Genomic DNA, 21,068 nt, shown 5'->3' on the forward strand with positions numbered 1-21,068 from the left:
GGGGGTGCGCGGCCCGGACTGGGCCTCATACCATGCTAGCCGCCGAAACCCCCGCCCCTTCCCCCTGCCCTGCCCTCTGGGGCTGGGGCTGCGCCTTCTCCAATGGCTGCTGCCCGCCGTTCTCCTGCGCTTCAGCCTGCTTCCCGAGCCGCTCGCGCTGAGGCACGACGACGTACTTCGGGTCGCGTGTGGACGCCCGTCCAGCTTCGAATACGCCGAAACGGAGGAGCGCTGAGCCCGCGGCCACGGCCAGACCACCGAGCGCGCTCACCGCCCGGGACTTGCCTCCGCCCAGCGCGAGCCCGACCGCGCCACCGACGGTGCAGGCCTTCGAGAGGCGCAGCAGTCTTCCAGCCTTACCCGTGTGCAGGGTCTCAGTGGAGAGGTGGTCCCGGCGTTCCATGACCATGCTCATGGCGGTCTCCAGTACCGCGCCTCCGACAGCCATCCGTCGTGCCGGTCCTGCCTCGGCAACGGGCGAGAGGGCTGCCGCGACGCCGCCGGCCGATGCCGCGGCCGAGCCGGCGAACACGAACGGCAGGACGTCATGGGCGTCGTGCCACGTGGGCACCGCGGTGTCGCCGATCAGGACTGCCGTGTAGGTCGCGACCCCGGTTCCGGTCACGGCCGCGCCGAGGCCCGCCAGGCGCCCGGCTCGCGGCAGGAGACCGAGCACGTTGGAGGCCGCCGTCGCTCCAGCGAGCGGACCGTAGACCGAGAGGATCCAGGAACCCACGCTCATCGGCGAAGTCGGCTTCGCGACCCGGAGCATGTTGAGGAACCGGTCAGGACGACCGAGGTCGTGGACGAGCGCGACGACCGACGCGGAGATCGCGGTGAGGGCCGTGAGCTTGGCCGACCGTTCGAGCCCCGGACGCCCGCTGTGCTGCGCGCCCGCCGCGAGGAGCGACGAGGCGCCCGCGAGGCCGCCCGCGAAGATGTAGCCGGCGATGTCCAGCGCTTCCCACGTCGGCTCCTTCAGAATCGGCCGCCCGTAGTAGGAGGTGAATTCCTCCTTCTGCCGCCGCGGGCTCACTTCTTCGCTCCCCAGAACGCGAGGGCCGCCCCGGCCAGAAGGCCAGCAGCAGCGCCCGCCGCACGCTTCCACATCGCGGGCAGGTCCCTCGTGGTCACGATGGGATCCGGGGGAAGTCCGTACGTCTCGGGTTCATCCAGGAGGAGGAAGAACGCCCCGTCGCCGCCCACGCCGTTGTCGGGATCGCGCCCGTAGAGCTGGGCGTTCTCCTCGCCGCGCTCCTTCAGCTCGACGAGGCGCGCGTCGGCCCGCTCCCGCAGCTCATCGAGCTCGCCGAACTGGATCGACTTGGTGGGGCAGGCCTTCGCGCAGGCCGGCTCCTCGCCCGCCTCGAGGCGGTCATAGCACATGGTGCACTTGAAGGCCCGGCCGTCGCCCTTGCGCTGGTCGATGACGCCGTAGGGGCAGGCCGAGACGCAGTAGCCGCACCCGTTGCAGATGTCCTGCTGGACAACGACCGTCCCGTGCTCGGTGCGGAAGAGCGCACCCGTGGGGCAGACGTCGAGGCAGGCCGCGTGGGTGCAGTGCTTGCACACATCCGACGACATGAGCCACTTCACGCCGTCGTGCGCGGACGGATCGGTGGCGGGCACCTGCTTCTCGATGAACGCCACGTGGCGCCAGGTGTTGGCCCCGAGGGCGGAGGTGTTGTCGAACGACTCTCCAGTGATCTGGAGGTCCGTGTCGGCCGGGACATCGTTCCACTCCTTGCACGCGACCTCGCAGGCCTTGCACCCGATGCACAGGCTGGTGTCGGTGAAGAAGCCCTTGCGGGGGACGCCCACCGAAGGCATCCCGAGTTGGGTGACGCTCATGCCCTGACTCCTTCCATGCCGGTGTGCTCGTCAAGGCCGGTGTGCTCGTCTATGCCGGCGCGCCGGCGGTAGTCCGCAACCAGGCCAAGCAGGTCGCCGCCTCGGGGCCGGCGGCCGGGTCGGATGTCCACGGTGAGCGCCTTGACCTCCTGGATATGGACGTTCGGGTCCATGGAGATCGAGGAGAGCTCATTCATCGCGTCGCCTCGGCTCAGCCCATTCGGGCCCCAGTGGTACGGCATGCCGATCTGATGGACCGTCCGGCCCTGGACCCGGAGAGGCTTCATCCTGTCCGTCACGAGGACTCGGGCCTCGATGGCCCCGCGGGCCGAGACGAGCGTGGCCCAGCCCCGGTTCGTCAGCCCGCGTTCCGCGGCAAGGGCGGGCGAGACCTCGCAGAAGGACTCCGGCTGCAGCTCAGCCAGATACGGGAGCCAACGGGTCATGGCACCCGCGGTGAAGTGCTCCGTGAGCCGGTACGTGGTCAGCACGTAGGGGTAGACGTCGGCACCCGGCTGATTCCCGCTCGGGTGGTACCGGTTGCCCTCACGGGGCAGGAGCTTGCGCAGAGGATTCCTCTGCTGGCCGTACAGCGCATTCTCGAACGGCGACTCCTGGGGCTCGTAATGCGTAGGCATTGGCCCGTCGACAAGGCCCGCTGGCGCGTAGAGCCACCCCTTGCCGTCCGACTGCATGATGAAGGGGTCAGTGCCGGAGAGGGCATCGGGCCCCTTCGCGTCCTTGGGCGGTCGGTACGACGGCGGCTTGGTCGGCTCGAAGTCTGGAACGTCGTCGCCCGTCCACTCGCCGGCCTCCTCGTCCCACCAGATGAGCTTCTTCCGCTCGCTCCACGGCCTCCCCTCGGGATCCGCCGAGGCACGGTTGTAGAGCTCGCGGCGGTTCGCAGGCCACGCCCAGCCCCATTCGCGGCTTGAGACGGTCTGCTCGGTGTGGGGCTTGCGGCGCGCCGCCTGATTGACGCCGTCGGCCCTGCAGCCGCAGTAGATCCAGCACCCGCACGATGTGGAGCCGTCATCCTTGAGCTGCGTGTAGGCAGACAGCGGCGAGCCATCCGCCGCCTTTCCATTGATCTCGGCGAAGACCGCGTCTGCGTCCGGCTCGTCCTGGGTTCCCACCGTCGGGTAATCCCAGGTGAGGTCCAGCACGGGCCGATCGGCGTCGTCGGCCGATCCTTCGAGCAGCTTGCGGATCCGCCGGCCCAGATGCCAGATGAACCACAGGTCGCTCCTGCGGTCTGCTTCGGGCTCGATCGCCTGGTCCCGCCACTGCACCAGCCGGTTGGTGTTCGTGAAGCTCCCGGCCTTCTCGGTGTGGGCGGCGGCGGGGAAGAAGAACACCTCCGTGGCGATGTCCTCGGTGCGGAGCTCGCCGGTGGCGATCTCCGGGCCGTCCTTCCACCAAGTGGCACTCTCGATGAGGGAGAAGTCCCGGACAACGAGCCAGTCGAGCTTCGACATGCCGAGCCGCTGGAGGCGGGTATTCGCGGACCCCACAGCCGGGTTCTCCCCCATGAGGAAATACCCCTTGCAGAGGCCCTCGAGCTGGGCGTTGACCGTGTCGTACGTGCTGTGGCTCCCCGTGATGCGCGGGAGATAGTCGAAGCAGAAGTCATTCTCCGCGGTTGCGGCGTCGCCCCACCATGCCTTGAGCAGGCTCACGGTATAGGCGCGCATGTTGGCCCAGAAGCCGCCCTTCGCCGAGTCGGCCTCGATGTAGCCGTCCAGGTCGAGGTGCTGTTCGGCGTGAGGGGTCGGGAGGTAGCCGGGCAGCAGGTCGTACAGCGTGGGGATGTCGCTTGAGCCCTGGATGCTTGCATGGCCGCGCAGGGCCATGATCCCGCCCCCGGGGCGTCCGATGTTGCCGAGAAGGAGCTGGAGTACGGAGGCCGTGCGGATGTACTGGGTGCCCGTGGTGTGCTGCGTCCAGCCCACGGCGTAGGCGAACGCCGTCGTCCGTTCCCTGCCGGAGTTGGCGGTGATCGCCTCGGCGACCTCCTGGAAGAGCGCCTGCGGCACGCCGCAGACCTGCTCGACCATCTCCGGGGTGTAGCGGGAGTAGTGCCGCTTGAGCACCTGGAAGACGCAACGGGGGTCCTGAAGGGTTTCGTCCCGCCGCCACTCGCCGTGGACCCCAGGGCCGCCCGACCCGTGCGACTGGGGATGCGACGACTCGCCGAGCGCGCTCCCCTGCTCTTGGAGATGCGAATCGCGCTCGCCGGACGAGGCCGCCGCGTACCCGCCCTCGTACTGCCACGTCTCGGTGCTGTAGGTGGAGTTCTCCGCGTCGTAGCCAGAGAAGAGACCGTCGAGATCCTCGGTGTCCTGGAAATCGTCGCGGAGGATGGTCGCCGCGTTCGTGTAGTTCACCACGTATTCGCGGAAGTACGCATCGTGCGTGATGACCCAGTTGATGAGCCCGCCGAGGAACGCGATGTCGGTGCCTGCGCGGATCGGTACGAAAGTGTCCGCCATGGCGCTCGTCCGCGAGAACCGGGGGTCGACATGGATGATCTTCGCTCCGCGCTCCTTCGCCTCCATCACCCACTGGAAGCCAACAGGATGCGCCTCGGCGAAGTTCGAGCCTTGGATGATGATGCAATCGGCGTTCTGAAGATCCTGGAGATACGTGGTCGAGCCACCACGGCCAAAGCTCGTGCCGAGGCCGGAGACAGTGGAGCTGTGGCACACCCGTGCCTGATTCTCGACCTGGACGATGCCCAACGCCGTGAACAGCTTCTTGATGAGGTAATTCTCCTCATTGTCGAGCGTGGCGCCGCCGAGGCTCGCGATCCCCATGGTCCGACGGGTGCGGATGCCATCGACGTCCCACTCCCACGTGTCGCGCCGGGTCTCGACCACGCGCTGGGCCACCATGTCCATCGCGGTCTCGAGGTCCAGCCGCTCCCAGTCCGTCCCATGCGGCTTGCGGTAGAGGACGTACTTCTCGCGGGAGGCCCCCGTGGTCAGCTGGAGCGACGCCGAGCCCTTCGGGCACAGTCGCCCGCGGCTGATCGGCGAATCGGGGTTTCCCTCGATCTGGATGACCTGCTCGTCCTTGACGTAGACCCTCTGGGCGCACCCCACTGCGCAGAAGGGGCAGACCGAGGGGACCACCCGATCTGCCGTCTCGATCCGCGCCTTCAGATTCTCAGTGGCGCGTGATTTCGCCGCGTGATGTCGGCCTGACGGATCGTGCTCCAGAAACTGCCGCAGAACCGGCCACTGCAGCGGACTTGCCATGGGAAACCCCTCCCAGCCTCGGACCGCCGTCGCGTGATCTGTGTCACGCGGCGCACGGGAGCCATACTAGCCCTGCCCTCTACGTGCCCCGCCAGACCTCAGATGAACCATGCGAGATTTCTGCCGCCAGATCGCAGCCGCGGTTCAGCCGGAAGCGCCCTCCCGGACCAAGAGGCCCTCGTTCTCCTCGATTGCCGAAAGTGCCAGTTCCTTGTAACCGACGGACTCGAAGAGCACCGTGAGACGGTCGGGCTCGACCCCCATGACCATGCCCGGCCCCCACTCCCGATGGCGCACCTGGGACTGCATCGACCAACCGCCCGGGGTTGCAGCCTCGCGTTCCTCGGCCTCCTGCTCGCTGCCTTCCTCCTTGCACCGGTCGCAGTTTCCGCACCAGGCGGGCGCCTCCTCGCCGAAGTAGTTCAGGAGCCACTGACGCCGGCAGGCGTCGGTCTCGGCGTAGCCGCGCGCCATCTCCACCCGGGACTCGTCGATCCGATGCCGCGCTTCGTCCGCCGCCCGCGCGCGTTCCATCGCGTCGTGGGGGCTGAGGTGTCCCACGGCCCGATACCCGCTCCGCGATCCAACGACGCAACCGCTGTGCTCGAGCAGGCTCAGGGCGCGCGCCTGCGCCCGAGGGGTCAGGCCCGTCTCAGCCCGAAGCGCAGCCGAACGAAGCGGCCCCCGAGCGCGGACCGCGTCGTAGAGGGCAGCCACGTTGTCCTCGTCGAATGACTTCCCCGCGAAGAACCGCTGGAGTCCCAGGTCTTCGGCGCGGTAGTGGAGGACGGCGAGCGCGGGATCGCCGTCCCGGCCCGCCCGGCCGATCTCCTGATAGTAGCTGTCGAGCGAATCGGGGATGTCGGCATGGACCACGAAGCGCACGTCGGGCTTGTCGATCCCCATGCCGAACGCGGTCGTGGCGACGACGACGTCCAGTTCGTTGTCGAGGAACCGCCGGTGGACCTCCGCGCGGTCGCTCGCCTTGCGCCCGGAGTGATAGGCCTCCGCACGGACGCCGCGGTCCGACAGTTCACGGGCGTACTCCTCGGTGTTCCGCCGCGTGGCCACGTAGAGCAGGCCGGGCCCCTCGAACTCGGCGACCTGGTCGATCACCGCGGCCCGCTTCCCTGCCTCGCTCTCGTGCCTGATGACCGTCAGCTCGATATTGGGCCGATCGAAGCTCTGGACCATGACGAGCGGGTCCCGAAGGCCCAGGCGCTCCACGATTTCAGCTCGGGTGTGCGGCGTCGCCGTGGCGGTCAGCGCGACGACGGGTGGTCGCCGGAGCTTCTGGAGCACGTCACCGAGCAGGAGGTAGTCCGGACGGAAGTCGTGGCCCCACGATGAGATGCAGTGAGCCTCATCGACCACGAAGAGAGCCAGCCGTACGGTGCTCAAGCGCTCCACAGTCTGCTCACGGGCCAACTGCTCAGGGGCCAGGAAGGCGAAGCGCACGTCGCCGCGTTCGATGGCTTCCCACGCGGCCCTCTCTGCGCGGGCGCCGAGGGTCGAGTTGAGGGCCACGGCCCGCTCCGCGCCGAGGCTCTCGTTGATGGCGTCCACCTGATCCCGCTGGAGGGCGATGAGTGGGCTCACCACGAGCGTGACGCCGTCGAGGGCCGCGCCGGGGACCTGGTAGATCGCCGACTTCCCGTGGCCGGTGGGCATGACGGCGAGGACGTCCCGCCCTCCGGTTGCCGCTTCCACCGCTTCGAATTGGCCCTCCCTCCACGAGTCGATGCCGAAATTCTGGCTGGCGATGCGGAGCAGGGCGTCCTGTGTCATTCGCTGGTGTCGGCTAGTAGGAGATCAACTTGACCAACTCGCCCACCTGATCCTCGGAGAGGCTCCGGGCGATGTCGGCCTGGGACACCATGCCCACGAGGTCGTGGCCGTCGATGACCGGGAGACGGCGGACCCGGTGCTCCTCCATGGTCTTGATCGCCTCTTCGACGCTGTCGTCGGCGCCGATCGTGATGGGCTTTCCCTCACCCAGGCTCCCAGCCGTCGTCGTCCGCGGGTCTCCGCCTTCGGCGAGGCACTTGACCACAATGTCGCGATCAGTCACCACACCCTTCAGTCGATTGTCCTCGCCGCAGATGGGCAGGGCCCCGACATCGAGGTCCTTCATCTTCCGGGCTGCGACCTCGAGTGTCTCGTTCTCGCCGACGCACTCGGCTCCCGGAGTCATGATCTCGCGCGCGGTAGTCATCGCTCTCTCCTGTCGCCGTGTCTCTGGCCGCCGCCCTGTCTGCGGCGGCCATCCGCGGATTACCCTCCGGGCAGGGTCGAAAACTCGGCGCGAGTTGTGGCGCCTCGCCAACGTGCAACGGTTGGCCTTGGTGGGGCGCCTACAAAATGACGGACGACGGCGGTGCGTAGCCTTCACAGTCAGAAGAACCCGCCTGCCGGGAGACCTTGGAAGGGAATCATGAGCCAGAAGACCGCCCCCACCGGGCCCACGTCATCCCGTCCGCGTCGGGCGTGGGATGCCCAGTCGCTTGCCCTTGTCGCCGTGTTCGCGGCACTCATCGCCGCATCGGCCATCGTCCCCGGCATCCCCGTCGGGAGCTTCGGCGTTCCCATCACGCTCCAGACTCTGGCCGTGGCGCTCACGGCGCTCGTGCTCGGAGGCACCCGCGCTGCGGCCGCCGTCGGCCTGTATCTCATCCTCGGTTTCGCAGGCCTGCCCATCTTCTCCGGAGGCCGCGCTGGCCTCCAGATCCTCGCCGGAGGGTCAGCGGGCTACATCGTGGCGTTCCTCGTGGGGGCGTTCCTGCTCGGCCTGCTCGCCGAGCGCATCGTCCGACGCACCTCGGCCGCGCGGCGCGGCGCCTGGTTCTTCCTCGCCGCGACCGTGGTGTCCGTCGTCGTCATCCACTCCCTCGGCGTGCTCGGGATGATGGTGAACCTCAAGCTCTCATGGCAGGCCGCCTTCCTCGCGGATCTCGCATACTACCCCGGCGACCTGCTCAAGAACGCCGTGTCTGCCCTGGCCGCGACGGCGGTCCACCGCGCCTTCCCCGACGTCCTGGTCAGGAGGGTCAAGCAGGCGTGAGCCGGATCGAGCTCGAAGGCGTCCGGGTTGCCGTAGCGCTCGACGCCGATGCGGGGCCGCGCGAGAAAGTCGTCCTCGACGGGATCAGCGCCGTGATGGCCGAGCGCCGCGTTGCAGTGATCGGAGCCAACGGCTCCGGGAAGTCGACCCTGCTGCGCCTGCTGAACGGGCTCGTCGAGCCTTCCTCGGGGAGCGTGGTCGTCGATGGGCTCGACAGCGTCCGCGATGGCAGGGCCATTCGGCAGCATGTGGGCTTCGTCTTCACGGACCCCCTCTCCCAGCTCGTCATGCCGACTGGACGCGAGGACATCGAGCTGTCCCTGCGGCGCCGCCATCGGAATCGGGTCGACAGGGCAGCCGCGGCCCAGGAGGTGCTCGACCGTTTCGGACTCGGCCGGCTCGCGGACCAGAGCGTCTACGAACTCTCCGGCGGCGAGCGGCAGCTGATGGCGCTCGCCGCCGTGCTCGCGGTCGACCCGGAGGTCCTCGTCCTCGATGAGCCGTCCACCCTCCTCGATCTCCGCAATCGAGAGCTTCTCCGCAAGACGCTCGCCTCACTCCCCCAACAAGTGATCCTCTCGACCCACGACCTCGAACTCGCGCTCGACGCCGAACGCGTTCTCGTCGTCGAATCCGGCAGGATCGCGTTCGACGGAGAGCCCGCCGAAGCCGTCCGCCGGTACCGAGCCCTCAGCGGTGCGGAAACGGGGCAACGCTGATGCGGGACCGGACGCGGGGGGCCGTCCTCGCGGGCTATGTCCCGGGCGACTCATGGCTGCACCGCGCGCCCCCATGGGTGAAGTTCCTCGGCGTGCTGCTCGCCGGAACGGCCAGCTTCGTGCTGGTTGATTGGCGCGCTTCGGCGGCCGCGGTGGTCGTGGTGATTGGCGCATGGCTGACGGCTGGCCTCGGCGTGCGGCGCCTCCTCGCGTCGTGGAAAGTCCTGCTCCCCCTGCTCGCGGTCCTCGGCGCCTTCCAGTGGTGGCAGCTGGGGCCGGCCACGGCGGCGCGGATCGTCCTGAACCTCGTGCTGTGCTTCGTCGGGGCCGGGCTGCTCACGGCGACCGTTCCCCTGCGCGATCTGCTCGACGGAGTCGCCGGGCTCGCGCGCCCGCTGCGGCGCTTCGGGGCGGACCCCGAGCGGTTCGCCTTGGCGATCGCCGTCATGATCCGCAGCATCCCCGTGCTCGCGGGTGCGTTCGCCGAGGTGGGCGACGCAGCGCGCGCCCGCGGACTCGAGCGCAACCTCCGCGCGCGGACAATTCCGGTCGTCCTCTCGGCTGTGGCGTACGCGCGCCGGACCGGGGAGGCGCTCGCGGCGCGCGGCCTCGGGGAACCTGAGGAGTGAGGTGGCTGCCCGTTTCGCCAAAGGCGGTCACGTGTCAGGGGCGGCGCGTTTCGAACAGCACCGCGGTTCCGAGCCCGCCAGCGGAGCTGATCATCGCAAGGCAGAGCGAGCCGTCCGGCAAGGACTGGGCGCGGGCGAGTAACCGCACCACAGACACCGCGCCCGAGGCTCCGTAGGCATGACCGAGCGCGAGCGAGCCTCCGTGGATGTTGAGGACGGCGTCGAGGGCGTCGTCCCCGAGCCCCAGGCGGTCCGTGCACGCCAAGACCTGGCCGGCGAAGGCTTCGTTGAATTCGACGGCAGCAAGATCGTCGACGGCCAAGTCATGCTCCTTGAGCAGCGCCGCGGTCGCGGCGGCTGCGCCCACGCCGAGGCGCCGCGGGTCGACGCCGGCACTCGCCGAACCGAGGAACGCGAGCGCTGCGCGGCCGGGAGGCAGCGCCGACCTGTCGCCATCCACCACAACGACGGCCGCAGCCCCGTCGGCGTCGAAACACGAGTTGCCAGCGGTAACGGTTCCCCCGGTAACGAACGCGGGAGGAAATCGTGCAAGAAGGCGCTCATCGAGTCGTTTCCTCGGCCCGTTGTCCGCCCGAACCCAGCCACCGGACGTGTGCACAGGAACGATTTCCGCGTTGAACGCCCCCGAGGACGCGGCCTCGAGCGCCCGGCGATGGCTCCGCAGCGCCAGCGCGTCCTGACGCTCGCGGACCACGCCCGCCTCGCGCGCAACGGTCTCTGCTGCGAGCCCCATGTCCGGATCGCCGTCGTCCTCGGGCCGAGTAGGCGCGTGCTGAGCGCGCGAGTAGAAGGCGATGCCACCGTCGGCCGTGCGGTGTCCGCGCACCGGCGCCGTGCTGATGGACTCCGCGCCGCCCGCAGCATAGGCGAGGCCCGCGCCCGCCTGAATCAGGCGGCAGGCGAGGACGACGGCGTCGAGCCCCGACCCGCACTGGCCATCCACCGTCAATCCGGGGACGGTCTCAGGGAACTCGGCCTCGAGTGCGGCGAGCCGGGCGAGATTCCCTCCGCCTCCCGCAGCGTTGCCCACGATGACCTGGGCAAACTCCTCCCCTGCCAGCCCAGAATCCTCCACGACGGCCCGCAGGACCGGGGCGAGCAATTCGTGGACTCGGATCTCGGCGAAGGCGGTACCAGCCCGGACGAGTGGCGTGCGGCGCCCGGCGATGACCAGCGGCGGTGTTCTAGGCGAGGTTCCGGGCACGGGCATCCCCTTCGAGGACCCACTTCTGGAACTGGGCGCGACTGAGTTTGCCGCGTTCGGTCACCGGCAACTCGTCCAACTGGAAGTACTGCAGGGGTCGCTTGGCCGGGGCGAGACGTCCCTCGAGCCCGGCCCGCAGCTGGAGCTGACAGAGTCCAGCGTGGGCCGGCACCACGCCGGCCACCACGCGCTGGCCGCGGACGTCGTCAGGGATGCCCGCAGCCACGACCTCCGCGACGCCCGGCAGCATCGCAAGGGCCGCCTCGACCTCGTGGGGATAGACGTTCTGCCCGCCCGTATTGATCATGTCCTGCGTCCGGCCAAGAACGTGCAGCTCGCCGTCCTGCACGTACCCCTGATCGCGGACCGTGCACCACTCGCCGAGCCGCGTGAAGGCCTCGCCGTCGTCTCCCCACACGTAGCCCTCGCTCACGAGGCCGCCGCGGACACAGATGTTGCCGGTCTCGCCGTCGGGGACCGGGCCGCCGTCGTCGTCCAGGATGGCGAGGTCCACCCCGGGGAATGCGCGCCCGACGCCTGTGCCCATTTCTGCCGGCGTCTCTCCGGGGAAGTGGGCCCTCGCGGCGACGAAGCTCAGCTCCGACGCGCCGTAGTACTCCCAGACCACAGCGTTCGGCGCCCACCTCCGAGCGGCCTCCAGCGTGCGGCGGTCGAGCTTCTGCCCCGAGCAGACGATCGCGCTGATACCGCTCGCATCGACGTCGCCAGCAAGGCCGCGCTCGGCGAGAACCCGCAGCATGGTCGGGACGAGCACGAGCCGAGTGATCGAAGCCCGTCCTATCTCCACATGGGCGTCGCCGACATCGAAATGCGGCAGCATGTGAAATGACGCGCCCGCGAAGAGGCATTCGGAAAGAGTGTAGAGATTGAGGCTCGCGGAAAGCGGTCCGGGGGCCAGCACCCGATCGTCAGGGCTGAGGCCGAACAGTTCGATCGAAGCCTCGAACGAGCGGCGCCAAGACCCGCGGGTGCGCGAGAACGCCTTCGGCAGCGACGTGGTTCCGGAGGTCAGGCCGACCAGGAACGAGGATTCGTCATCGCCGTCCTCGAGTTCGGTGGGCGCTGCGGTGGTTGCGCCCCAGCGCTGGGTGAGCCGTTCCCTGACCTCGGCCGTGAGCTCCGCGGGCCAGAGCGGGTCCAGAACCGCACATTCCCGCCGCCCCGCGGTTCCGGCCGCCCATCGGACCGCGAACTGCACGCCATTGGGCTCCTGGAGGATCCGGAGGTCCTCGCCCGATCGCGCCAGCCGCCCTGCCTGGTCCGCGAGTTCGCTCCACGAGAGCCGCTGGTTTCCGCACACCACGGCGACGTCGTGCGGCTTGCCCGCCGCCCACGCCGAGAGTCGGTCCAGAAATGGCATCCCCTCAGTCTACGAAATAGGCCCGCCTACCCCGCGGTACGTGAGCTATCGTGACGGCCCGACCTCGGCACGGACGACGACGGCCGGCGGCTTCCGCAGGGAAGCCGCCGGCCGTCGTCGTCGGGCTGGATTCTGCCGAAAGGCAGGGTCAGATGTTGAAGCCGAGGGCGCGCATCTGGTCGCGGCCATCCTCGGTGATCCGCTCCGGACCCCACGGCGGCATCCACACCCAGTTGAGGCGCCACTCGTCGACCACCCCGTCTAGCGCCTGCCCCACCTGGTCCTCCAGGATGTCGGTGAGCGGGCACGCCGCGGTCGTGAGCGTCATGCTGATGAGCAGCGTGCCGTCCTCGCCGTACTCGAGCCCGTAGACCAGACCCAGGTCCACGACGTTGACGCCCAGTTCGGGGTCGATGACGTCCTTGAGCCGCTCCTCGACATCCTCGAGGGCGGTCTGTGCCGGCTGGATCCCAGCAGTTTGGGGATCAGACATGGCTCTCCTTTTCGGACTGGGAGTTTGCGGACTTAGGCCTGCACCGCGGAACCGGCGCCGGCGAGGTAGCGGTCGTAGCCCTCTTCCTCGAGGCGGTCGGCAAGCTCGGGACCACCCTGCTCGGCGATCTTGCCGTCCACGAAGACGTGGACGAACTCCGGCTTGATGTAGCGCAGGATTCGGGTGTAGTGCGTGATCAGCAGGGTGCCCATGTTGCCGGCCGCGTGCGCACGGTTGACGCCCTCCGAGACAACCTTGAGCGCATCGACGTCGAGGCCCGAGTCGGTCTCGTCGAGGATGGCGAACTTCGGCTTGAAGAGCTCGAGCTGGAGGATCTCCACGCGCTTCTTCTCGCCGCCGGAGAAGCCCTCGTTGACGTTGCGCTGGGCGAAGTCGGCGTCGATGCGCAGCTGGGCCATCGCCTCCTTGACTTCCTTCGTCCAGGTGCGGATCGCGGGAGCCTTGCCGTCGATCGCGGTCTTCGCGGTGCGGAGGAAGTTCGTCATGGTGACGCCCGGGACCTCCACGGGGTACTGCATGGCGAGGAACAGGCCAGCCCGGGCCCGCTCGTCCACGCTCATCGCGAGGACGTCTTCGCCGTCGAGGGTGATGGAGCCCGAGGTGACGGTGTACCGCGGGTGGCCCGCGATCGTCGAGGCCAGCGTTGACTTGCCCGACCCGTTCGGGCCCATGATGGCGTGCGTCTCGCCGGTCTTCACGGTGAGGGTCACGCCCTTGAGGATCTCCTTGACGCCCTGCTCGGTCTCAATCGAGACGTGCAGGTCTTTGATCTCCAGAGTCGACATGTGTTTTCTCCTTGCACCCGGCTCCGCCGGGCTGGCTGCTGTGGGGTTCCGGCTCCGCCGGGACCAATCCTGTGGGGTTCAGTTGTCTCCGGCGTCGAGCTCCCGCTCGACGGCCTCGGTGAGGTGCTCTTCGATCGCGGGAACGCCGATCTTCTGGATGATCTCGTTCAGGAAGCCGCGCACTACGAGGCGCCGGGCCACATCCTCCGGGATGCCGCGGGCCATGAGGTAGAACAGGTGCTCGTCATCGAAGCGGCCGGTCGCGCTCGCGTGCCCGGCGCCCTCGATGAGACCCGTCTCGATCTCGAGGTTCGGCACCGAGTCTGCGCGGCAGCCGTCGGTCAGAACGAGGTTCTGGTTCTTCTCGTAGCTGTCGGTTCCCTCGGCTTGCTTCTGGATGAGCACGTCGCCGACCCACACCGTGCGCGCGTCCTTGCCCTGGAGCGCACCCTTGTACAGGACGTTCGAGACGCAGTTGGGCTGCGCGTGGTCCACGAACGTGCGGTGCTCGAGGTGCTGGCCTGCATCCGCGAAGTAGAGGCCAAAGATCTCCGCCTCGCCGCCGGGCTGTGCGAAACGCACGGTCGGCGTCAGCCGGACCACCGACCCGCCGAGGGAGATCGCGACGTGCTTGACCTTGGCGTCACGGCCCACCTTGACCTGCTGGGAGGAGAGGTGCACGGAGTCGTCGCTCCACTCCTGGAGCGAGACCACAGTCAGCTCGGCGCGGTCGCCGACGACGATCTCGACGTTCTCCGACACGACGGCCTGGCCTTGGTGATTGAGGACGACGACGGCGCGTGCGTCCGCTTCGGCGATCAGGACCACGTGCTGGGCCGCCGCGGCAAGGCCGTTGCCGGTCATCGTGACGAGGATCCGGTCCTCGAGCTGAGCGCCGGACGGGACGGTGATGACGGTGGCCTCAGCGAAGTGCTCCCAGGCGTTCGCCGACACGCGGTCCTCCGGGATGCCGGCCGAGCCGATGCGGCTGTCGTCACGGCCGACCGTCTCTACGCGCACTTGCTGCGGCGCGTCGACGGCGACACCCGGGGCGGCGCCGTCGAGCCCGTCCTTGTGCAGGCCGCCGAGGCGCCGAAGCGGCGTGAAGCGCCACTCTTCCTCGGTGCCCTTGAGCTCTGGGAAGTCGGCGAGGCGGTAGGACGTCAGGCGACCCGCGCGCGAGCTGTCGGGGATGCCATAGCCGCCGCCATGCGAGTGGCTCTTGGAGGCATCTCCGCCGAGCGGTCCGGCGGCCGCGGGTGCCGGCGAAAGGCTTTCGCCTTCCTCCGTGAACCCGGCGATCGACGGCGCCCCGATGCGCGCTTTCTCTTCCTTGACTTCAGTCATCAACCGACGGACCCTTCCATCTGCAGTTCAATGAGGCGGTTCAGCTCGAGGGCGTACTCCATGGGGAGTTCGCGCGCGATCGGCTCGATGAAGCCGCGCACGATCATGGCCATGGCCTCGTCCTCCGGGAGCCCGCGGGACATGAGGTAGAACAACTGCTCCTCGCTCACGCGCGACACGGTCGCCTCGTGGCCGAGCACCACGTCGTCCTCGCGGATGTCGATGTACGGGTACGTGTCCGAGCGGGAGATGGTGTCGACCAGGAGCGCGTCACAGCGCACCGTGTTGGCGGAGTGCTTCGCGCCTTCGCGCACCTGCACGAGGCCCCGGTAGGCAGCGCGGCCGCCGCCGCGGGCCACCGACTTCGAGACGATCGAGGACTTCGTGTTGGGCGCGATGTGCACCATCTTGGAGCCCGTGTCCTGGTGCTGTCCCTCGCCCGCGAACGCGATCGAGAGGGTTTCGCCCTTGGCGTGCTCGCCGACGAGGTACACGGCCGGGTACTTCATGGTGACCTTCGAACCGATGTTGCCGTCGATCCACTCCATGGTGGCGCCCTCGTGGCAGATGGCACGCTTGGTCACGAGGTTGTAGACGTTGTTCGACCAGTTCTGGATCGTCGTGTAGCGGACGCGGGCGCCCTTCTTGACGATGATCTCGACGACGGCCGAGTGCAGCGAGTCCGAGGTGTAGATCGGAGCCGTGCAGCCCTCGATGTAGTGGACGTAGGAATCCTCGTCGGCGATGATCAGGGTCCGCTCGAACTGGCCCATGTTCTCGGTGTTGATGCGGAAGTAGGCCTGAAGCGGGATCTCGACGTGGACACCCTTCGGCACGTAGACGAACGAGCCGCCCGACCACACCGCGGTGTTCAGCGAGGCGAACTTGTTGTCGCCGACGGGGATGACCGTGCCGAAGTACTCCTGGAAGAACTCCGGGTGCTCCTTGAGCGCGGTGTCGGTGTCGAGGAAGATGACGCCCTGCCGCTCGAGGTCCTCACGGATCTGGTGGTACACGACCTCGGATTCGTACTGTGCGGCCACACCTGCGACGAGGCGGCTGCGCTCCGCTTCCGGGATGCCGAGCTTCTCGTACGTGTTGCGGATGTCCTCCGGGAGGTCCTCCCAAGACTCCGCCTGCTTCTCCGTGGAGCGCACGAAGTACTTGATGTTGTCGAAGTCGATGCCGGAGAGGTCAGCTCCCCAGAGCGGCATCGGCTTGCGGTCGAAGTACTTCAGGCCCTTGAGGCGCAGGTCGAGCATCCAGTCGGGCTCGCCCTTCTTCGCGGAGATGTCGCGGACGACGTCCTCGTTGAGCCCGCGGCGCGCGTTGGCGCCGGCGACGTCCGCATCTGCCCAGCCGTACTCGTAGTTGCCGATCCCGTGGAGCTCGGGGTTCTTCTCCAGAATCTCCGAGATCACCGTGGGCTCGACGTCCACATTGTGCTTCTCGGCCAATTGATCCGTCATCACGGCCTCTCAGTTTCGGATGTTTCGTCAGCTTGGCTTGGGGTTGCGGCGGCCGGTCTGGCCCCGCGACCAGTCGGGATGTGCGTGGTGCACACATGCCCGCCTCCCGCGAGCGTCGAGAGCCGACGCACGTCGACACCGAGGAGGCGCGAGAAGACCGCGGTCTCGGTGTCGCAGAAGACGGGGAATTCAGCTGCCAGCTGCTGCACGGGGCAGTGGCCCTGGCACAGCTGGACGCTTGCGAGGTGGTCTGGCAGTGGCTTGCCCGATGGCAGGACCCGAGGTCCGATTTCGGTGGCCGACGCGACGAAGCCGTCCCGCGTCAGCGCCTCGGCAAGAGCCCGGGACCTGTCGGCGATGTCCTCGCCCGCGGCGTCGACCAGCGGCTGGTACCGCTGCTCCATCGCGGCAAAGCGCTCCTCCGCGAAATCCTCGACCGCGCCGGGGCCAGCGACGTCCGCGAGCCGATGGAGCGCGGTGCGGGCGATGTCGAGGTAATCATCGCCGATCGTAGACTGGCCCCGCGACGTCAGCACGTACCGGCGGGCCGGACGACCGGCCCCGACGCCCGACGTGGCCACACGCTTGACCTCGACGACGCCAGCGCGCGTCAGCGCATCCAGATGGCGCCGGACGGCGGCGGGGGTGAGGCTGAGCATGTCGCCAAGCTCCGCCGCGCTCACGGGTCCATGCTCGAGCACGGCGCTGAGGACGCGGTCCCGAGTTCGGTCCTCGGCCTCGCCGGTCGGGCTCTTCCCGGACACACTTCTAGCAGGCGCTTGAGCTGTGGTCACGGAATACACAACACAATCTTCACCTAATCTCTTCCCCGTCTCCAGTAAGGAGGGGCTTAGTTGGCGGATAGCTGCGTCACATCGGCGCGCAGGGAGCCTTGTACTACCTTGCGTAGAATGGATGGGTGCTCAAATCCGGTACCCCTTGCCTCGAGATCGAGGGGCTGATCCACGACGTCGGTCCGATCGCCGCCGAAGGGGGCCGGATGAAGCGGGTCCTGGCCGGCGTCGACTTCGTTGCCCGGGCGGGCGAAGTGACGGTCCTGCTCGGAGTCAACGGCGCCGGCAAGACCACGACCCTCGAATGCGCTCAGGGCCTCCGCCGGCGGACGGGCGGCGCGATCCGCCTGCTGGGCGAGGACCCTCAGCTCGCCACCGCCGAACTGCGGGCACGGGTAGGCGTGATGCTCCAAGAAGGCGGGCTGCCGCCGTCGGCCAAGCCGCTCGCGCTCCTCAAGCACGTCGCAGGGATGTACCGCGATCCCCTGCCCGTGGACGACCTGGCGGAACGCCTGGGCCTCCGCGAGTTCGCCGGCACCACGATCCGTCGCCTTTCGGGCGGACAGAAGCAGCGCGTCGCCCTCGCCGCCGCCCTCGTCGGGCGCCCCGAAGTGGTCTTCCTGGACGAGCCCAGCGCGGGACTCGATCCGCAGTCCCGCCAAGTGGTCTTCGACCTCATCGGCGACCTCCGGGCGCAGGGCTTGGGCATCGTCCTCACCACGCACCTGCTCGACGACGCCGAACGCCTCGCCGATTACGTGGCGATCCTGGACCGCGGCCGCATCGTGGCCGAAGGGACGGTCGCCGAACTGCTGGGCACCGCCACTCATGCGGCGCGTCGCCTCACCCTGAGGGGGCCCGCCGGCCTCGATCTCGCGCAGGCCTTCCCCGCGGGAGGGGGCCTGCACGTCCTCGAACCCAGCGCGGGTCACTACCAGGTCGACGGAGAGCTGACGACGGCGCACCTCGCCTCCCTCGCGCAGTGGCTCGACGCGCAGGGAATCATGCCGACCTCCCTCGAGTTGGGGACCCAGAGCCTTGAGGACGTCTTCCTCGGCATCGCGGAGGCATCGGCAGCCCAGGACGCGATGGCGCATAAAGAGAAGTCGGCGCATCGAGAGAAGGAAACAGCATGAGCTCCGCCACGTCCCTGCCCGGACGGGTCTGGCAGCAGGGTCGCTACGAGACGTTGACCATGCTGCGCAACGGCGAGCAGCTGCTGCTGATGATCGTCCTGCCGCTCATTGCGCTCATCGGCCTCACCGTGACCCCGTTCCTCGACGGGCTTGGACCCAATCGGGTCGACGTCGCGGCACCCGGCATCCTTGCCCTGTGCACCATGTCCACGGGCTTCACCGGGCAGGGCATTGCGACGGGCTTCGACCGCCGATACGGCGTGCTCCGCTTCCTGTCGACCACGCCGCTCGGCCGCGCTGGCCTCATCGCAGGCAAGACGGTCGCCGTGCTCGCCGTCCTCGCCGTGCAGGTCGTGGTCATCGGAGGGGTCGCTGCCCTCCTCGGCTGGCGGCCCGACATCCCCGGCGCCATCTTCGGGCTCGTCCTGCTCGGCGTAGGTGCGGCCGTTTTCACTGCGCTCGGGCTCCTCGTCGCAGGCACGGCGCGCCCCGAGGCAACGCTCGCTGTGACCAACCTCGTCTGGATCCTCTTCGGAGTGTTCGGCGGCATCACGATGCCGAGCTCGAAGCTGCCGTCGCAGATCGCCGGGATCGTCGGTTTCCTTCCCTCGGGCGCTCTGGGGGACGCCTCCCGTGCCGCGTTCCTGCACGGGACGATCGATGTCCCCGCAGTCATCGTCCTCCTTGTGTGGGGCGCGGCGGGCGGTTTCGCTGCCGTCCGCTGGTTCAAGTGGAACTGACCGTCCCCCACCAACCCACCCCCACCACCGCACATTCCGGAGAAGAACTGACCATGTCACAGACCGCCGTCCGCCGTTTCGTCGACTGGCTGCCCACCGAGGTCGATCGGCGCGTCCGCGTGCTCGCGGTCGCCTCGCTCGTCGGCCAGATCGTGCTCATCGCGACGGGCGGGGCGGTGCGGCTCACGTCCTCGGGCCTCGGCTGCCCGACCTGGCCCCGCTGCACCACGAGCTCCCTGACGACCACCCCGGAGATGGGCTTCCACGGGGTCATCGAATTCGGCAACCGCCTCCTGACGTTCGCCCTCGCGGCGGTCGCCGTCGCCATGCTCGTGGCCCTGTGGAACCTGCGCCGTCAGCGCCGTGACCTCTTCTGGCTCGCGATCGGGCTCCTCGCGAGCATCCCGGCTCAGGCCGTGATCGGCGGGATCTCCGTGCTGACCCAGCTCAACCCCTGGGTCGTGGCGCTCCACTTCCTCGTCTCCATGGCGCTCGTCGTTCTCGCGACGCTGCTCGTGAACCGCGCCTACAGCCGGACCGGGCGCTTCATGAACCGCACGCTGGCAGCGCTGCCGAGCTCGATGCGCCCCGTCACGGCCGCCACCGCCGGGGCCGCCGCCCTCGCCGTCGTACTCGGCGTCGTCGTCACCGGCGCTGGGCCCCACGCGGGCGACGCCGACGCGCCGCGCAACGGCCTCGATTGGGACCTCGTCTCGCACATCCATGCCGTGCCCGCGTATCTGGTGACGTTCGGCGCGGTCTTCGCGCTCGTCGTCGTCCTTTCCCGCCGGGTGCAGGGCCCCTTCCGCACGGCGGTCATCGGTCTCCTCGGTCTCACCGTCCTTCAGGCCGCCATCGGCATCACCCAGTACTACACGGGCATCCCCGCGCTCCTGGTGGGCCTGCACATGGTCGTGGCGGCGCTCCTCATGGCTGAGGCCACGAACGCCGCGGACCTCGCCCGGTGGAGCCCTCGAGTGTAGCTCTCTTCCCTCCACAGACGCAGAAGGGGGCCGCGGCGTATGCCGCGGCCCCCTTCTCGCTGGAGGACGTGCCTCAGGCTCAGCCGACGAGCGGGCTCCCCACGAACGGATCGACCGCCAGGGCGAGGAAGAGGATCGTGAGGTAGCTGATGGAGCCGTGGAAGACCTTCATCGCCTTCTTGTCCTCGATCTCCTCGCGCTGGGCTCGCGAGTAGAGGCCGTGCGACTCCCGCAGGAACCACGCTCCGGCGACGACGGCAGCGACGGTGTAGACCCAGCCGGCGTGCCCGAGGGGAACCAGGAGGAGGGAGCAGATCACCATGGCCCACGCGTAGAGGACCACCTGCACGGAGACGATCTTCGCTCCCGCCACAGCGCCCAGCATGGGGACGTGGGCGTTGCGGTAGTCCTCGCCGTATCGCATGGAGAGCGGCCAGTAGTGCGGCGGCGTCCACAGGAAGATCACCATGAAGAGGACGACGGCCGGCCACCCCACCGTGCCCGTAACGGCGGCCCAGGCGATGAGGACGGGGAAGCATCCGGCGGCACCGCCCCACACGATGTTCTGCGCCGTACGGCGCTTGAGCACGAGCGTGTAGACCACGACGTAGAAGAAGATGGCTCCGGCGCCGAGGACGGACGAGAGCGGGTTGGCGCCGAACCACAGGATGGCGAGCGAGGCGATGCCGAGGATCCACGCGAAGGCGAGCGCCTCTCGCGGCGTCACTTCGCCCGTCACTAGGGGACGGTTCTCGGTGCGCCGCATGAGCCGATCGATATCGCGGTCGATGTAGCAGTTGAAGGCGCCAGCGCTCCCCGCTGCGAACGCTCCGCCGATGAGGGTGGCCGCAATGAGGCCCAGAGACGGGAAACCCCGCTGGGCGTAGATCATGGTCGGCAGCGTGCTCACGAGGAGCAGTTCGATGACGCGGGGCTTGGTGAGAGCGACGTAGGCCTTGAGTTTGCGGGCCACCCTTGAGCCGTGGGAGCGGGAAGTGGCGTGGGCGTCTGTACTCACGGGCGTGCGACTCTTTTCTTCTTCTCTCGGAAGCTCCATCATACCCGCGCGCATGTCGCCGAGGTTTCCGGGAGTTCACTCCCGACTCTGCCGTCTGTTATTCACATTCGGCCCAATTTGCGGCAAACCGCTGACCCGCGTTGGGCCTCGTGCGTA

Annotated in this window: 19 protein-coding genes; 6 read left to right on the forward strand and 13 right to left on the reverse strand. The window is 68.6% G+C overall.

The features are described from left to right. Positions 1-25 precede the first annotated feature (25 nt). From nrfD to E5679_RS03555, 5 genes are all read right to left on the reverse strand, one after another. Positions 26-1,036 carry an NrfD/PsrC family molybdoenzyme membrane anchor subunit gene (gene nrfD, locus E5679_RS03535; RefSeq protein WP_138413704.1) on the reverse strand — a complete coding sequence of 337 codons (1,011 nt, stop codon included), beginning with the start codon at positions 1,034-1,036 and terminating at the stop codon, positions 26-28. Next, positions 1,033-1,851: a 4Fe-4S dicluster domain-containing protein gene (locus E5679_RS03540; protein ID WP_138413705.1), complete on the reverse strand. Its 819-nt coding sequence runs from the start codon at positions 1,849-1,851 to the stop codon at positions 1,033-1,035. The genes nrfD and E5679_RS03540 overlap by 4 nt, the downstream gene beginning before the upstream one ends. Then, positions 1,848-5,111 carry a formate dehydrogenase gene (gene fdh, locus E5679_RS03545; protein ID WP_138413706.1) on the reverse strand — a complete coding sequence of 1,088 codons (3,264 nt, stop codon included), beginning with the start codon at positions 5,109-5,111 and terminating at the stop codon, positions 1,848-1,850. The genes E5679_RS03540 and fdh overlap by 4 nt, the downstream gene beginning before the upstream one ends. A 144-nt stretch (positions 5,112-5,255) precedes the next feature. Continuing rightward, on the reverse strand, positions 5,256-6,899 hold the full coding sequence (locus E5679_RS03550) for a RecQ family ATP-dependent DNA helicase (protein ID WP_138413707.1): 1,644 nt from the start codon (positions 6,897-6,899) through the stop codon (positions 5,256-5,258). A gap of 13 nt (positions 6,900-6,912) precedes the next feature. Then, positions 6,913-7,326 carry a CBS domain-containing protein gene (locus E5679_RS03555; protein WP_138413708.1) on the reverse strand — a complete coding sequence of 138 codons (414 nt, stop codon included), beginning with the start codon at positions 7,324-7,326 and terminating at the stop codon, positions 6,913-6,915. A 219-nt stretch (positions 7,327-7,545) separates the two neighbouring features. Here E5679_RS03555 and E5679_RS21165 point away from each other — a divergent pair, with 219 nt between their 5' ends. The 3 genes from E5679_RS21165 to E5679_RS03570 are packed head-to-tail and all read left to right on the forward strand — an operon-like array spanning position 7,546 to position 9,520. Next, positions 7,546-8,172, forward strand: a complete 627-nt coding sequence (locus E5679_RS21165; RefSeq protein ID WP_138413709.1) for a biotin transporter BioY — start codon at positions 7,546-7,548, stop codon at positions 8,170-8,172. Further along, positions 8,169-8,891: an energy-coupling factor ABC transporter ATP-binding protein gene (locus E5679_RS03565; RefSeq protein ID WP_249335928.1), complete on the forward strand. Its 723-nt coding sequence runs from the start codon at positions 8,169-8,171 to the stop codon at positions 8,889-8,891. The genes E5679_RS21165 and E5679_RS03565 overlap by 4 nt, the downstream gene beginning before the upstream one ends. Then, complete coding sequence (locus tag E5679_RS03570) at positions 8,891-9,520, forward strand: energy-coupling factor transporter transmembrane component T family protein (protein ID WP_138413711.1); 630 nt, start codon at positions 8,891-8,893, stop codon at positions 9,518-9,520. Before E5679_RS03565 ends, E5679_RS03570 begins: the two co-directional genes overlap by 1 nt. Before the next feature lie 34 nt (positions 9,521-9,554). Here the strand turns inward: E5679_RS03570 and E5679_RS03575 are convergent, their stop codons facing one another. From E5679_RS03575 to E5679_RS03605, 7 genes are all read right to left on the reverse strand, one after another. Further along, entirely contained in the window at positions 9,555-10,751 is a 1,197-nt protein-coding gene (locus E5679_RS03575) for a thiolase family protein (protein ID WP_138413712.1), read from the reverse strand. Next, positions 10,726-12,126 carry a class I adenylate-forming enzyme family protein gene (locus tag E5679_RS03580; RefSeq protein WP_138413713.1) on the reverse strand — a complete coding sequence of 467 codons (1,401 nt, stop codon included), beginning with the start codon at positions 12,124-12,126 and terminating at the stop codon, positions 10,726-10,728. The genes E5679_RS03575 and E5679_RS03580 overlap by 26 nt, the downstream gene beginning before the upstream one ends. A 148-nt stretch (positions 12,127-12,274) precedes the next feature. Then, the gene (locus E5679_RS03585) at positions 12,275-12,619 is read right to left on the reverse strand and encodes a metal-sulfur cluster assembly factor (RefSeq protein ID WP_138413714.1); all 345 of its coding nucleotides are present in this window, start codon (positions 12,617-12,619) and stop codon (positions 12,275-12,277) included. A 32-nt stretch (positions 12,620-12,651) separates the two neighbouring features. Beyond that, complete coding sequence (gene sufC, locus E5679_RS03590; RefSeq protein ID WP_138413715.1) at positions 12,652-13,425, reverse strand: Fe-S cluster assembly ATPase SufC; 774 nt, start codon at positions 13,423-13,425, stop codon at positions 12,652-12,654. A 78-nt stretch (positions 13,426-13,503) separates the two neighbouring features. Continuing rightward, positions 13,504-14,772 (reverse strand): Fe-S cluster assembly protein SufD, encoded by a 1,269-nt coding sequence (gene sufD, locus E5679_RS03595; RefSeq protein ID WP_138413716.1) that lies wholly within the window; start codon positions 14,770-14,772, stop codon positions 13,504-13,506. After that, entirely contained in the window at positions 14,772-16,241 is a 1,470-nt protein-coding gene (gene sufB / locus E5679_RS03600) for a Fe-S cluster assembly protein SufB (protein WP_138413717.1), read from the reverse strand. Before sufB ends, sufD begins: the two co-directional genes overlap by 1 nt. Continuing rightward, entirely contained in the window at positions 16,241-17,005 is a 765-nt protein-coding gene (locus E5679_RS03605) for a helix-turn-helix transcriptional regulator (RefSeq protein WP_249335930.1), read from the reverse strand. Before E5679_RS03605 ends, sufB begins: the two co-directional genes overlap by 1 nt. A gap of 155 nt (positions 17,006-17,160) precedes the next feature. Here E5679_RS03605 and E5679_RS03610 point away from each other — a divergent pair, with 155 nt between their 5' ends. From E5679_RS03610 to E5679_RS03620, 3 genes are read left to right on the forward strand one after another with little or no spacing between them, the layout of a single operon-like run. Further along, positions 17,161-18,171 (forward strand): ABC transporter ATP-binding protein, encoded by a 1,011-nt coding sequence (locus tag E5679_RS03610; protein WP_249335931.1) that lies wholly within the window; start codon positions 17,161-17,163, stop codon positions 18,169-18,171. Next, positions 18,168-18,911 (forward strand): ABC transporter permease, encoded by a 744-nt coding sequence (locus E5679_RS03615; protein ID WP_138413719.1) that lies wholly within the window; start codon positions 18,168-18,170, stop codon positions 18,909-18,911. The genes E5679_RS03610 and E5679_RS03615 overlap by 4 nt, the downstream gene beginning before the upstream one ends. A gap of 53 nt (positions 18,912-18,964) precedes the next feature. After that, on the forward strand, positions 18,965-19,894 hold the full coding sequence (locus E5679_RS03620) for a COX15/CtaA family protein (RefSeq protein ID WP_138413720.1): 930 nt from the start codon (positions 18,965-18,967) through the stop codon (positions 19,892-19,894). Positions 19,895-19,973: 79 nt separating this feature from the next. Here E5679_RS03620 and E5679_RS03625 read toward each other — a convergent pair whose 3' ends face one another. Next, positions 19,974-20,912, reverse strand: coding sequence for a heme o synthase (locus E5679_RS03625; RefSeq protein WP_249335932.1), 939 nt, complete (start codon positions 20,910-20,912; stop codon positions 19,974-19,976). Positions 20,913-21,068 lie beyond the last annotated feature (156 nt).

The organism is Sinomonas gamaensis, from assembly GCF_005876955.1.
Classification (GTDB): Bacteria; Actinomycetota; Actinomycetes; order Actinomycetales; family Micrococcaceae; genus Sinomonas; species Sinomonas gamaensis.

Bases quoted from the DNA above. Each gene is read 5' to 3' on its own strand.
- E5679_RS03575 (WP_138413712.1), bottom strand. From the start codon at position 10,751: ATGCCCGTGCCCGGAACCTCGCCTAGAACACCGCCGCTGGTCATCGCC.
- E5679_RS03585 (WP_138413714.1), bottom strand. From the start codon at position 12,619: ATGTCTGATCCCCAAACTGCTGGGATCCAGCCGGCACAGACCGCCCTC.
- E5679_RS21165 (WP_138413709.1), top strand. From the start codon at position 7,546: ATGAGCCAGAAGACCGCCCCCACCGGGCCCACGTCATCCCGTCCGCGT.
- E5679_RS03580 (WP_138413713.1), bottom strand. From the start codon at position 12,126: ATGCCATTTCTGGACCGACTCTCGGCGTGGGCGGCGGGCAAGCCGCAC.
- E5679_RS03620 (WP_138413720.1), top strand. From the start codon at position 18,965: ATGTCACAGACCGCCGTCCGCCGTTTCGTCGACTGGCTGCCCACCGAG.
- E5679_RS03615 (WP_138413719.1), top strand. From the start codon at position 18,168: ATGAGCTCCGCCACGTCCCTGCCCGGACGGGTCTGGCAGCAGGGTCGC.
- sufB (WP_138413717.1), bottom strand. From the start codon at position 16,241: ATGACGGATCAATTGGCCGAGAAGCACAATGTGGACGTCGAGCCCACG.
- E5679_RS03550 (WP_138413707.1), bottom strand. From the start codon at position 6,899: ATGACACAGGACGCCCTGCTCCGCATCGCCAGCCAGAATTTCGGCATC.
- sufC (WP_138413715.1), bottom strand. From the start codon at position 13,425: ATGTCGACTCTGGAGATCAAAGACCTGCACGTCTCGATTGAGACCGAG.
- E5679_RS03555 (WP_138413708.1), bottom strand. From the start codon at position 7,326: ATGACTACCGCGCGCGAGATCATGACTCCGGGAGCCGAGTGCGTCGGC.
- fdh (WP_138413706.1), bottom strand. From the start codon at position 5,111: ATGGCAAGTCCGCTGCAGTGGCCGGTTCTGCGGCAGTTTCTGGAGCAC.
- E5679_RS03570 (WP_138413711.1), top strand. From the start codon at position 8,891: ATGCGGGACCGGACGCGGGGGGCCGTCCTCGCGGGCTATGTCCCGGGC.
- E5679_RS03540 (WP_138413705.1), bottom strand. From the start codon at position 1,851: ATGAGCGTCACCCAACTCGGGATGCCTTCGGTGGGCGTCCCCCGCAAG.
- sufD (WP_138413716.1), bottom strand. From the start codon at position 14,772: ATGACTGAAGTCAAGGAAGAGAAAGCGCGCATCGGGGCGCCGTCGATC.